Source organism: Pseudomonas sp. AP3_22 TE3818, from assembly GCF_053628995.1.
Genome location: NZ_JBRJHL010000001.1, coordinates 3,312,567 through 3,325,496 on the forward strand (window position 1 = coordinate 3,312,567; position 12,930 = coordinate 3,325,496).

Genomic DNA, 12,930 nt, shown 5'->3' on the forward strand with positions numbered 1-12,930 from the left:
CAATGGGTTGACTAAAGTTCAACTGTCGGCAGCCAGCCTGCCGCGACCGTGGTTGTTCGAAAAAGCCCGGCCATGTACCGGGTTCCACCTGATCAGGAGTGCACGATGGATCTCAGCCGTCGTCAGTTCTTCAAGGTCGCCGGTATCGGCCTTGCAGGCTCTAGCCTGGGTGCGTTGGGCATGGCCCCGACGCTTGCCTTTGCCGAACAGGTGCGTCATTTCAAGCTCGCCCACACCCATGAAACCCGCAACACCTGCCCGTATTGCTCGGTCGGTTGCGGCTTGATCATGTACAGCCAGGGCGATGCGGCGAAGAATGTCGCGCAAAACATCATCCACATCGAAGGTGACGCCGACCACCCGGTCAACCGCGGCACCCTGTGCCCCAAAGGCGCGGGCCTGCTGGATTTCATCCACAGTCCCGGTCGCCTGCAATACCCGCAAGTGCGCAAGCCCGGCAGTACCGAGTGGACGCGCATCTCTTGGGATGAAGCCCTCGATCGCGTCGCCAACCTGATGAAGGCCGACCGCGACGCCAACTTCATCGAGAAGAACGAGCAGGGGCAGACGGTGAACCGCTGGCTGACCACCGGTTTCCTCGCGGCATCGGCGGCGTCCAATGAAGCGGGCTACATCACCCACAAGGTGGTGCGCAGCCTCGGCATGCTGGGGTTCGATAACCAGGCGCGTGTCTGACACGGCCCGACGGTGGCAAGTCTTGCCCCGACGTACGGCCGTGGTGCCATGACCAATACCTGGACCGATATCGCCAACGCGAATCTGGTTCTGGTGATGGGCGGCAACGCAGCAGAAGCGCACCCGTGCGGTTTCAAATGGGTGACCGAAGCCAAGGCGCACAACAAGGCGCGGCTGATCGTGGTCGACCCGCGTTTTACCCGCACCGCCTCGGTGGCCGATTATTACGCGCCGATCCGTACCGGCACCGACATCGCCTTCATGGGCGGGCTGATCAACTACCTGCTGACCGAGGACAAGATCCAGCACGAATACGTGCGCAACTACACCGACGTGTCGTTCATCGTCAAAGCCGGCTATGGCTTCGAGGACGGGATTTTCAGCGGCTACGACGCGGCCAAGCGTCTCTATACCGATAAATCCGGTTGGGGCTATGAGCTCGGTGAAGACGGTTTTGCCAAGGTCGACCCGACCCTGCAGGACCCGCGCTGCGTCTACCAGTTGATGAAGCAGCATTACAGCCGTTACACCCGGGAACTGGCGAGCCAGATCTGCGGCATGCCGGTCGATGCCATGCAGAAAATCTGGGAGGAAATCGCCACTTGCTCGACGCCGGGCAAGACCATGACCATCCTCTATGCGCTGGGCTGGACCCAGCACTCGATTGGCGCGCAGATGATCCGCAGCGCGGCGATGGTGCAACTGTTGCTGGGCAACGTCGGCATGCCGGGCGGCGGCGTGAACGCCTTGCGCGGGCACTCCAATATCCAGGGGCTGACTGACCTGGGGCTATTGTCCAACTCACTGCCGGGCTACCTCACGCTACCCGGCGATGCCGAACAGGATTACAACGCCTATATCGTCAAGCGCACGCAGAAACCGTTGCGGCCGGGGCAACTGTCCTACTGGCAGAACTACAGCAAATTCCACGTCAGCCTGATGAAGTCCTGGTACGGCGCCAACGCCACCGCCGAGAACAACTGGGCTTACGAGTACTTGCCGAAACTGGACATCCCCCAATACGACATCCTCAAGGTGTTCGACCTGATGGGGCAAGGCAAGGTGAACGGCTACATGTGCCAGGGCTTCAACCCGATCGCCGCGCTGCCTGATAAAAACCGCGTGATGGCGGCACTGGCCAAGTTGAAATGGCTGGTGGTGATGGACCCACTGGCCACAGAAACTTCCGAGTTCTGGCAAAAGGTCGGGCCGTACAACGACGTGAACAGCGCCGACATCCAGACCGAAGTGATCCGCCTGCCCACCACCTGTTTTGCCGAGGAAGACGGTTCGCTGGTCAACAGCAGTCGCTGGCTGCAATGGCACTGGAAAGGCGCCGACGGCCCTGGCGAAGCGCGCACCGACGTGCGGATCATGAGCGAATTGTTCCTGCGTCTGCGCCAGCGTTATCAGGCCGATGGCGGCAAGTATCCCGACCCGCTGCTCAAGTTGACGTGGCCGTACAAGATCCCCGACGAACCTTCGCCGGAGGAACTCGCCAAGGAGATCAACGGCTCGGCGACGACCGACTTCACCGACGCCACCGGTGCGGTGATCAAGGCCAATACGCAACTGGCCGGTTTCGGCCAGCTCAAGGATGACGGCAGTACCGCGTCCGGGTGCTGGATTTTCTGTGGCAGCTGGACCGAACTGGGCAACCAGATGGCTCGCCGCGACAACAGCGACCCATACGGCATGCACCAGCATCAGGGCTGGGCCTGGGCCTGGCCGGCCAACCGGCGGATCCTCTACAACCGCGCCTCGGCAGACCTGCAAGGCAAGCCGTGGGATCCGAAAAAACGTCTGGTGTGGTGGAACGGCAAAGCCTGGGCCGGCACCGATGTGCCGGACTACAAGGCCGACGTGCCGCCGGAAGCCGGGATGAACCCGTTCATCATGAACCCCGAAGGCGTGGCGCGATTCTTCGCCGTCGACAAGATGAACGAAGGTCCGTTTCCCGAGCACTACGAGCCGTTCGAAACACCGATCGGCATCAACCCGCTGCACCCGCAAAACAAGAAAGCCACCAGCAACCCGGCAGCGCGGATCTTCGATTCGGTCTGGGATTCCCTCGGCGTGGCCAAGGATTACCCGTACGCCGCCACCAGTTACCGGCTGACCGAGCATTTCCACTTCTGGAGCAAGCATTGCAAGCTCAACGCGATCGCCCAGCCCGAGCAGTTTGTGGAAATCGGTGAAGTGCTGGCCAAGGAAAAAGGCATCGTCGCAGGCGACCGGGTACGGGTCAGCAGCAAGCGTGGCTTCATCGAAGCGGTGGCGGTGGTGACCAAGCGGATTCGTCCGCTGCAGGTCAACAACCAGGTGGTGCACCAGATCGGCATTCCCCTGCACTGGGGCTTTACCGGGCTCACGCGGCACGGTTACCTGACCAACACCCTGGTGCCGTTCCTCGGCGATGGCAACACACAGACCCCGGAATCCAAGTCATTCCTGGTCAACGTGGAGAAAGTCTAAATGGCCAGCCAAGACATCATTGCCCGCTCGGCCACCACCACACCCGCGCCCTCGGTGCGCGGCATGGAGGAAGTCGCCAAGCTGATCGACACCACCAAATGCATTGGCTGCAAGGCCTGCCAGGTTGCCTGCTCGGAATGGAACGAGCTGCGCGACGAGGTCGGCCATAACCACGGCACCTACGACAACCCGCAGGACCTCAGCGCCGAAACCTGGACGCTGATGCGCTTCACCGAGCACGAGACCGACGCCGGCAACCTGGAGTGGCTGATCCGCAAGGACGGCTGCATGCACTGCGCCGAGCCCGGTTGCCTGGCGGCATGCCCCAGCCCTGGGGCGATCATCAAGCACGCCAACGGCATCGTCGATTTCGATCAGGACCACTGCATTGGCTGTGGCTACTGCATCACCGGGTGTCCGTTCAACATTCCACGGATCTCGCAAAAGGATCACAAGGCCTACAAGTGCACCCTGTGCTCGGACCGGGTGGCGGTAGGGCTGGAGCCGGCCTGCGTGAAAACCTGCCCGACCGGTGCCATCGTGTTCGGCTCCAAGGACGACATGAAGGAGCACGCCGCCGAACGTATCGTCGATCTGAAAAGCCGCGGCTTTGAAAACGCCGGCCTGTACGACCCCGAAGGCGTCGGCGGCACCCACGTGATGTATGTGCTGCACCATGCCGATACGCCAAGGCTGTACGCCGGCTTGCCCGATCACCCGGCGATCAGCCCGTTGGTGGGGCTGTGGAAAGGCATCAGCAAACCCCTGGCGCTGCTGGCCATGGGCGCGGCGGTGCTGGCCGGGTTCTTCCACTACGTGCGGGTCGGCCCGCAAATCGTCGAAGAGGATGAACATCCCGAGCCGCCGGACAACGCCGTGCACGAAGTCGATCCGTCGGTGCATACCTTCGATCCCCGTGGGGAGGGCAGGCCATGAGCAACAAGACGATCCTGCGCTACACCAGCAACCAGCGCACCAATCACTGGCTGGTGGCGATTCTGTTCTTCATGGCTGGTTTGTCCGGATTGGCACTGTTCCACCCGGCGCTGTTCTGGCTGAGCAACCTGTTCGGCGGCGGACCATGGACACGCATCCTGCACCCGTTCATGGGCGTGCTGATGTTCTTGCTGTTCCTTGGCCTGGTGTTTCGCTTCTGGCACGCCAACTACTTCATCGCCAACGATCGCCTGTGGCTCAAGCGCATCGACCGGGTGATGAAAAATGAAGAGGAGGGCGTCCCGCCCATCGGCAAATACAACCCCGGGCAGAAGCTGCTGTTCTGGACTTTACTGCTGTGCATGCTGGTGCTGTTGTTCAGCGGGCTGGTGATCTGGCGTGCCTACTTCAGCGAGTATTTCGGCATCACCACGATACGCTGGGCGATGTTGCTGCATGCACTGGCCGGTTTTGTGCTGATCCTGAGCATCATCGTGCACATCTACGCCGGCATCTGGATCAAAGGCTCGGTCAGCGCGATGGTGCACGGCCGGGTCAGCCGCGGCTGGGCCAGGAAGCACCACGAACTCTGGTATCGCCAAGTGACTCAAGATGAGACGCGCGACGAAGCGCCTACGCGACCGATCACCAAAAAGGGCTGACATTTGCCAACCATCCTGGAACCTGGAGAAATCGAAGCGGCGGCCAGTTCGCCGCCGTTTCTGTACCTGCCACCGCCTGACCTGTTCAGCCTGCGCGCCCAGCGTCTGGAAACCCTGGCCGAAGGGCACCCGCTGGCCGATTACCTGCGCCTGATTGCCGGGTTGTGCCGGGTGCAGCAACAGGTGCTGGACGATCCGCCGCTTGGCGAGCCTCTGGACCGGCAACGCATCGAACTGTGCCAGCAGCACGGTTTGCCGCCTTTTGCGGCCGACAGCCTGGCGCGCGAAGACGACTGGCAGCTTTACCTCGATGCCTTGTTGCAGCGCTATAGAGAACCGCCACAATCCGCCGTGGCCGAAGCCGTGGACACCTTGCGCCTGGCCGGTGCCGGGCAACGCCGCGCCTGGGCGGTGGCACTGCTCAGCGGCCAGTATTCGCTGGTACCGGCGGCGCTGGTGCCGTTTCTCGGCGCGGCGCTGCAAACGGCCTGGAGCCACTGGCTGTTGAGTACGCCGAACCTGGCACTGACACCCGGCGACAGCCTCAGCCAGTGCCCGGCCTGCGGCTCGCCGGCCATGGCCGGGGTCATCCGCCATCGTGGCAAGCACAACGGCTTGCGTTATCTGGTCTGTTCGCTGTGTGCCTGCGAGTGGCACGTGGTGCGGGTCAAGTGCGTGTATTGCGAGCAGAGCAAGGGCCTGGAATACCTCAGCCTTGAAGATGATCGCCATGCCGCGAACCAGGCGCCGTTGCGCGCCGAAGTCTGCCCCGGTTGCAACAGCTATCTGAAGTTGCTCTATCTGGAAAACGATGCGGATGCCGAAGCGTTGTCGGCAGACCTGTCCAGCCTGATGCTCGACATGCGCCTGGCCCAGGACGGTTATCAGCGCCTGGCGCCGAATCTGCTCCTGGCGCCGGGAGACGAATAAACGCAGCGTCTACACTCTGGCGCGAGGTCATTCGTTTTCAGGAGTGCCAGATGTCTGCACGCGGTGCCAGCCAATCCCTGCATCTACCTTCCATCGACAGTCTGTTGCGTCACCCGGCGTGCCGGCCGCTGGCCGAGCGTCATGGACGCGACGCCTTGCTGGGGGCCTTGCGGCGGTTGCTGGATGAGTTGCGCGAAGGGGTGCAGCAGGGCTTGCTCGAACCTGTAGAAGTCAGCGCCGAGGTGCTGGCAGGCCGGGTCGGCGAGCGATTGGCCCTCCAGCATCGCAGCCATGTGCGGCGGGTGTTCAACCTCACCGGCACGGTGCTGCACACCAACCTCGGGCGGGCGTTGTTGCCCGAAGAAGCGATCGAGGCGGTGCAAATGGCCGCGCGTTATCCGCTCAACCTGGAATTCGACCTGCGCAGCGGCAAGCGCGGCGATCGCGACGACCTGATCGAAGGCTTGATTCGCGAGTTGACCGGCGCCGAAGCGGTGACCGTGGTCAACAACAATGCCGCCGCGGTGCTGCTGACCCTCAACAGCCTGGGTACGCGCAAGGAAGGGATTATTTCCCGGGGCGAACTGATTGAAATCGGCGGCGCCTTCCGCATTCCCGACATCATGGCCCGCGCCGGGGTGAAGCTCGTCGAGGTCGGTACCACCAACCGCACCCATGCCCGCGACTACGAGGCCGCCATCGGCCCGCGCAGCGGTTTGATCATGCGCGTGCACGCGAGCAACTACAGCATTCAAGGCTTCACCACGAGCGTACCGACCGCGGAACTTGCGCAACTGGCACACCGGCACGGCTTGCCGCTGCTCGAGGACCTCGGCAGCGGCAGCCTGCTGGACTTGACCCGCTGGGGGCTGCCCGCCGAGCCGACGGTGCGTCAGGCGCTGCTGGATGGCGCGGACATCGTGACCTTCAGCGGCGACAAACTGCTCGGCGGCCCACAGGCCGGGCTGATTGTCGGCCGCAAGGACCTGATCGCCAGGATCAAGAAAAACCCGCTCAAGCGTGCACTGCGGGTCGACAAAATGACCCTGGCGGCCCTGGAAGCGGTGCTGGGTCTATACCGAAACCCGGACCGACTGGCCGAGCGTTTGCCGAGCCTGCGCCTGCTGACCCGCCCACAGGCCGATATCCTCGCCCAGGCTGAGCGCTTGCAGCCGGCGCTGGCCCGCGTGCTGGGTGACGGCTGGAGCGTCAGCGCCATGCCGTCACTGGGCATGATCGGCAGCGGCAGCCAACCGGTGGCGCGGCTGGCCAGCGCGGCGCTGTGCATTCGCCCACTCACGTCGAAGCGTTTGCGCGGGCGATCCTTGCTGAATCTGGAGGAGGCCTTTCGCGCCTTACCGATTGCGGTGCTCGGGCGCATTGACGATGACGCCCTGTGGCTGGACCTGCGGCAACTGGACGACGAGTCGGCCTGGCTGACGCAGCTCGATCAATTGCAGGTGGAGGGCCGGGCAGGGTGATTGTCGGCACCGCTGGACACATCGACCATGGCAAGACGGCGCTGCTCCAGGCGCTGACGGGCCAAGCGGGCGACCGGCGCCGGGAGGAGCGTGAACGCGGCATGACCATCGACCTCGGCTACCTGTATGCCGCGCTGGAGCCGGAGGCGCCACTGACCGGTTTCATCGACGTTCCCGGCCATGAGCGCTTCACCCACAACATGCTGGCCGGGGCGCAGGGCATCGACCTGGTGTTGCTGGTGGTGGCCGCCGATGACGGGGTGATGCCGCAGACCCGTGAGCACCTGGCGATCGTCGAGTTGCTCGGCATCCCGCGGGCGCTGGTGGCGATCAGCAAGTGCGATCGGGTCGACAGCGCCCGGGTGCAAGACGTGCGTGAGCAGATCCGTACCTTGCTGGCGCCCGGACCCTATGCCGATGCACCGCTGATTGCACTGTCGAGCGTGACCGGCGAGGGCATCGAAACCTTGCGCAAGGCGTTGCTCGACGCCCAGCGTGAAGTGTCGCAGCGCAATACGGAAGGTGGTTTTCGCCTGGCGATCGATCGGGCCTTCAGCGTGGCCGGGGCCGGTATCGTGGTGACCGGTACGGCGCTGTCCGGCCAGGTCTCGGTGGGCGACACCTTGCTGTTGGGGCCACAAGGCAAACCGGTGCGCATTCGCGGCCTGCACGCGCAAAACCAGGCCGCCGAACACGCCTGTGCCGGCCAGCGCGTGGCGTTGAACCTGAGTGCCGAGCGGCTGGCCCTGGAGCACATCCATCGCGGTCACTGGTTGCTCGCCGACGGCTTGTACGCGCCCACCCAGCGCCTGGACATCGACATGCAGTTGCTTGCCGGCGAATCCCGGGCCTTCGAGCACTTTCAACCGGTGCACCTGCACCTCGGCACCCAGGACGTCACCGGCAGAGTCGCCTTGCTCGAAGGCGCCAGCCTGGCGCCCGGTGGGCGGATGTTTGCACAACTGCTGCTCAATACGCCGGTGCACGCGGTGAAAGGCGATCGGCTGATCCTGCGCGACCAGAGTGCCCAACGTACCCTGGGGGGCGGTCGGGTACTCGATCCGTTTGCACCCACCCGGCAACGCCGCAGCCCCGAACGCTTGGCGCAGCTGGTGGCACTGGCGAGCAGCACGAAACTGGAGGATGTTTTGCCGGCATTGCTGGCCCACAGCGACACCGGGCTCGATCCGCAGCGCCTGGAGCGCCAGTTCAACCGACCGCGCAGCCGTTGGGTGTTGCCCGCTGACGTGCGTTTGATCGACACCCGCCAGGGCGCGTTGCTGTTCAGTGCCAGCCGTTGGCAGGCCTTGAAGGCGGCCGTGCTGGAACAGCTCGCGCGCTTTCATCAACTCGAACCGGACCAGATGGGGCCGGACCGCGATCGCTTGCGCCGATTTGCCGGCAGCACTCAAGAACGCGGGACATTCATCAGCCTGCTCGACGAGCTGCTGGCCAGCGGCGACATCGCCAGCAGTGGCCCGTGGTTGCATCTGCCCGGGCACCAGGTGCGCTTGAGCGAAGAGGACGAAGCCCTGTGGCTGCAATTGCAGCCGCTGTTCGAACAGGCCGCTTTCGATCCGCCGTGGGTGCGCGACCTGGGGCATGAAGAAGCGGTCGTGCGCGGGTTGCTGCGCAAAATGGCGCGCCTGGGCCTGATGCATCAAGTGGTGCGCGACCTGTTTTATACCGACGGCATGATTCGCCGATTGGCGGCTATGCTGTTGCAACTGGCGGACGCCAACCCGGTGATCCAGGTGGCGGCGTTTCGTGATGCGGTGGGCCTGGGGCGCAAGCGCAGTATCCAGATACTGGAGTACTTCGACCGCATCGGCCTGACCCGGCGTTTTGGCGATCGTCGCCAGGTTCGCCCGGACAACGCGTTGGCCCAGCGCAATGAGCCCTGATTCAGGGGCAGGAATTAAGGAAGGCAATCGCGCCCGGTGGCGCGGCCGGGCTTCAAACCCGGTTGGGGACGGCATCCGTTCCCGGGCAGGTTCGACTCCGGCTGCCTTCCGCCACTTTCCATTCAGAACGGCCCGAAGTCCAACGGGTACTGGATGACCACGTAAACCCGGTCGATGTTGTCGCCGGCTTGGGCGGCGTTGGCCCGGTGCGACACATGGGACAATTGCAACGACAGACCTTTGGCCGCCCCGGCCTGCACGACATAGTGCAGATCGATGTCGCGCTCCCAGTGTTTGCCCCCATCCCCTTGTTGCGGCACGAAGGTGCCGGACGCCGGGTCGAACGGGTTGTAGGCCCCGCCTTGTGGCGCATGAGTGCCGTCGATCCGGTCGCCGGTGACGTAGCGGGTCATGAACTTCAGGCCGGGTATGCCGAAGGTGGCCAGGTCCAGGTCGTAGCGAACCTGCCAGGAGCGTTCGCGGGCGCCATTGAAGTCGGCGTACTTGATCGAGTTGGCCAGGTAGATGGAGTCGCCACCGACAAAATCGAACGGCGTATCACCGTCGACCTTTTGATACGCCAGGGTGAACCCATGGGCGCCCAGCGTGTATTGGCCGGACAGGCTGTATGCGGTGTTGTCGATGGCGCCGGCCAGCGCCTGGCCGGTGTCCTTCGTGTGATAGAGGTTCGCGTCGAGGAACACCTCGGACTGCTTGAAGTGCAGATTGCCGTAGTACTGATGCCAGGTGTCGGTCAGCTCCGAGGCGTACAGGGCACCGCCAACCGGACTTTGGGTAAACAGGTCGGCACCGGCAAACGAAATGCCGCCGGCCTCGGTGTTGGCGCCATAGCCGAAAAAATTGCCCTTGCCGGAAGCACTGTCCTGATTCTTGAATGCCGTAAAGTGTCCGGCTTGCAGGTTCAAGCCGTCGATTTCGCGGCTGGTGAGCAGAAAACCGGTGGCGTACTCCGGTTGCAGGCGTTTGTCCGCGGTGTCGAATACCGGGGATTCGACCATCATTTCGCCAAACGCCAGGGTGGTGCTCGACGCCTTGAACTTGATCGCACCGCCACCACTGGAGTAATCGCTTTCGCTGCGACCGTCACTGTCCACCGGCAGCAAACCCGTCCCGGAATGCCCTTTGCCGCCATCGAGTTTCAGACCCAGAAATGCATGGGCATCGAGGCCGAAGCCGACCGTGCCCGGCGTGAAACCGGATTGAAACGTACTGATGAAGCCTTGAGCCCATTCTGCCTTGTAGCTCTTGCCGGTCGACGAGGGGGATCGATAGTCGCTGTTCAGATAAAAGTTTCGGCTGAGTACGCCAAGCGACGCGCCGTCCAGAAAGCTTTCCGCGTCTTGCGACGATTCATCGGCCAGTGCATGGGTGGCCAACTGGCAGAAGCATAAATACATTGCAGCCCCGAGGTTATGCGAAGAAGGGATCATCAATGGTTCACCATAGGGGCAGCGACTGCAGGTGATGATTCACTGTAGGAGCGAGCTTGCTCGCGATGGTCGTTAACGATAACGCCTGTTTACTGGATAAACGCGGCGCGCTTGAGACCATCGCGAGCAAGCTCGCTCCTACAGGGGGCGCCCGCAGTCGATTGTATTTCCGAAAGCCTTAGTGGCCTTCCGAGGCACCAAACATGGTCTTGGCGTAGATCAGGCCCAGACCGTAGGCGCCGCCATTGGCAATCGAGGTTTTCACCGTTTCGTCGTAGGTCTCGCTACGGGCCCAGTCACGTTGCAGTTCCAGCAGGTATTGCAGCGAGGTCATCGGCCGGGCGCCGATCTGGATCATGCGCTGCATGGCCATTTCGTGGGCCTCGGTGCTGACGTCGCCGCAGGCATCGGCAATCACATACACCTCGAAACCCTGATCGATCGCCGACAACGCCGGACCAACGATGCACACGGACGTCCAGAGGCCGGCGAGCACGATCTTCTGCTTGCCGATGGCGTTGACTTCCACAGCAATGCGCGCGTCTTCCCAGGTGTTCATGCTGGTGCGGTCGATCACGTTGTGTTCCGGGAACACAGCCTTGATTTCGTCGAAGATCGGCCCTGAAAAGCTTTTCTCGGCGACGGTGGTGAGAATCGTCGAGACCTTGAAGCCACGCGCCGCCTTGGCCACCAGTGCGGCGTTGTTGCGCAGGGTGACGGCGTCGATCGACTTGGTCGCGAAGGACATCTGCGACTGGTGGTCGATCATGATCAGGGTGTGGTCGTTCGGGGTCAGCAGGGTTTTGCCGGGTACTGCCTTTGCAATGGCCATGACACTGTCCTTTCGGGGGGGAGTGAGGACGTCATGGTTGCGCAGTTCGGATCGGGAATATTGAATCGGTGTGCTGTCTTTGACTCATTGATATCAGACGGCGCAAACCCTGTAGGAGCGAGCTTGCTCGCGATGGTCGTTAACGATAACGCTTGTTTTCCGGGTAAACGCGGCGCTCTCGAGACCATCGCGAGCAAGCTCGCTCCCACAGGGTTTTTGTGTGCCACGTTCTCCATGTTCGCGGCACTGGTGTGCGGATGTCAGATCGACCTCAAAGGTGATCCGCATCGATCACAGCCTTGGCGAACGCCTGCGGGTCTTCCTGCGGCAGGTTGTGGCCGATGCCGCCGTTGATCAGCCGGAATTCGTATTTGCCGGTGAAGCGCTTGGCATAGTCTTCGGGGGCCGGGTGCGGTGCGCCGTTGGCATCGCCTTCAAGGGTGATGGTCGGCACGCTGATGGATGGCGCCGTGGCCAGCTTCTGCTCCAGCGCCTCATAGCGGCTTTCACCCTGGACCAGGCCCAGGCGCCAGCGGTAGTTGAACACGGTGATGTCGACATGGTCCGGGTTGTCCAGCGCCTTGGCGCTGCGGTCGAAGGTGGCGTCATCGAACGCCCATTTCGGCGAAGCCAGTTGCCAGATCAGCTTGGCGAAATCGTGGGTGTTTTTCGCGTAACCGGCGCGACCGCGGTCGGTGGCGAAGTAGAACTGATACCACCACTGCAGTTCCGCCTTGGGCGGCAGCGGGTTCTTGCCGGCCGCCTGGTTGCCGATCAGATAACCGCTGACCGAGACCAGCGCCTTGACCCGCTCCGGCCACAGCGCCGAGACAATGTCAGCCGAACGCGCACCCCAGTCATAACCACCGAGCACCGCTTGCTTGATCTTCAGCGCATCCATGAAGTCGATGACATCGCTGGCCAGCGCAGCCGGCTGGCCATTGCGCAGGGTCTTGTCGGAGAGGAAATGCGTATCGCCATAGCCGCGCGCATAGGGCATCAGTACCCGGTAGCCCTTGGCAGCGAGCAACGGCGCGACGTCGTCATAGCTGTGAATGTCGTACGGCCAGCCGTGCAGCAGGATCACCACCGGTCCGTTGGCCGGGCCGGTTTCGGCGTACGCCACGTCCAGCAGCCCGGCGTTGACATGCTTGAGCGGGCCGAACGGCGAGGGTGCCGCCTGCGTGGTTTGGGCAGGGGTCGCAGTCGGCTGCACGGTGGCGGCCGTTTGCCCATGGGCTGCGCCGAGCACACCGAACAGGCTGAGTGCGAGGATCGATGGGCCGACCAGGTGGCGGCGAGTCTTGCCGGTGTTGCTGTTGCGCAGTGCCATCTTCATGGGATGTCTCCATTACCAGCCATGGCCAGGGGTTCGGTCTGAACCCCTGCAAACCTTGCTTGCATTGAAACGCGGCAACGTATCCGGCCTGTGTCCAATCACCGACCGGATGAAAGTCTGTGTATCGGGACGTCGCGTTGACACAGTGTGATACACAGCGGCGTCATGCGTGGCCCGTGACCTGCGCACATGGCTTTCTGCAGAGTGTACGCAGTAAATACGGA

9 protein-coding genes and 1 tRNA gene are annotated in these 12,930 nt (G+C 62.9%); 7 read left to right on the forward strand and 3 right to left on the reverse strand.

Features of this window, described 5'->3' with window-relative positions:
• Window positions 1-105: 105 nt before the first annotated feature.
• From fdnG to AB7M25_RS14985, 7 genes are all read left to right on the forward strand, one after another.
• Window positions 106-3,171, forward strand: coding sequence for a formate dehydrogenase-N subunit alpha (gene fdnG / locus AB7M25_RS14955; RefSeq protein WP_454237534.1), 3,066 nt, complete (start codon window positions 106-108; stop codon window positions 3,169-3,171).
• On the forward strand, window positions 3,172-4,107 hold the full coding sequence (gene fdxH / locus AB7M25_RS14960) for a formate dehydrogenase subunit beta (protein ID WP_102701380.1): 936 nt from the start codon (window positions 3,172-3,174) through the stop codon (window positions 4,105-4,107).
• Window positions 4,104-4,769, forward strand: a complete 666-nt coding sequence (locus tag AB7M25_RS14965; protein WP_429389333.1) for a formate dehydrogenase subunit gamma — start codon at window positions 4,104-4,106, stop codon at window positions 4,767-4,769. The genes fdxH and AB7M25_RS14965 overlap by 4 nt, the downstream gene beginning before the upstream one ends.
• A 3-nt stretch (window positions 4,770-4,772) precedes the next feature.
• Window positions 4,773-5,699, forward strand: a complete 927-nt coding sequence (gene fdhE, locus AB7M25_RS14970) for a formate dehydrogenase accessory protein FdhE (RefSeq protein ID WP_429389335.1) — start codon at window positions 4,773-4,775, stop codon at window positions 5,697-5,699.
• A 50-nt stretch (window positions 5,700-5,749) separates the two neighbouring features.
• The gene (gene selA, locus AB7M25_RS14975) at window positions 5,750-7,180 is read left to right on the forward strand and encodes an L-seryl-tRNA(Sec) selenium transferase (RefSeq protein ID WP_429389337.1); all 1,431 of its coding nucleotides are present in this window, start codon (window positions 5,750-5,752) and stop codon (window positions 7,178-7,180) included.
• Window positions 7,177-9,084: a selenocysteine-specific translation elongation factor gene (gene selB / locus AB7M25_RS14980; protein ID WP_429389338.1), complete on the forward strand. Its 1,908-nt coding sequence runs from the start codon at window positions 7,177-7,179 to the stop codon at window positions 9,082-9,084. The genes selA and selB overlap by 4 nt, the downstream gene beginning before the upstream one ends.
• A gap of 18 nt (window positions 9,085-9,102) precedes the next feature.
• Window positions 9,103-9,198, forward strand: a tRNA-Sec gene (locus AB7M25_RS14985).
• An 8-nt stretch (window positions 9,199-9,206) separates the two neighbouring features.
• On the opposite strand, the gene AB7M25_RS14990 is transcribed toward AB7M25_RS14985, so the two are convergent.
• The 3 genes from AB7M25_RS14990 to AB7M25_RS15000 all read right to left on the reverse strand — a co-directional run bounded on the left by AB7M25_RS14990 (window position 9,207) and on the right by AB7M25_RS15000 (window position 12,706).
• Window positions 9,207-10,535 carry an OprD family porin gene (locus tag AB7M25_RS14990; protein ID WP_454237535.1) on the reverse strand — a complete coding sequence of 443 codons (1,329 nt, stop codon included), beginning with the start codon at window positions 10,533-10,535 and terminating at the stop codon, window positions 9,207-9,209.
• Window positions 10,536-10,713: 178 nt separating this feature from the next.
• Window positions 10,714-11,367: a hydrolase gene (locus AB7M25_RS14995; RefSeq protein ID WP_429389341.1), complete on the reverse strand. Its 654-nt coding sequence runs from the start codon at window positions 11,365-11,367 to the stop codon at window positions 10,714-10,716.
• Between the two features lie 271 nt (window positions 11,368-11,638).
• A complete protein-coding gene (locus tag AB7M25_RS15000; RefSeq protein WP_429389343.1) occupies window positions 11,639-12,706 on the reverse strand; it encodes an alpha/beta fold hydrolase in 1,068 nt (355 codons plus the stop codon).
• Window positions 12,707-12,930 lie beyond the last annotated feature (224 nt).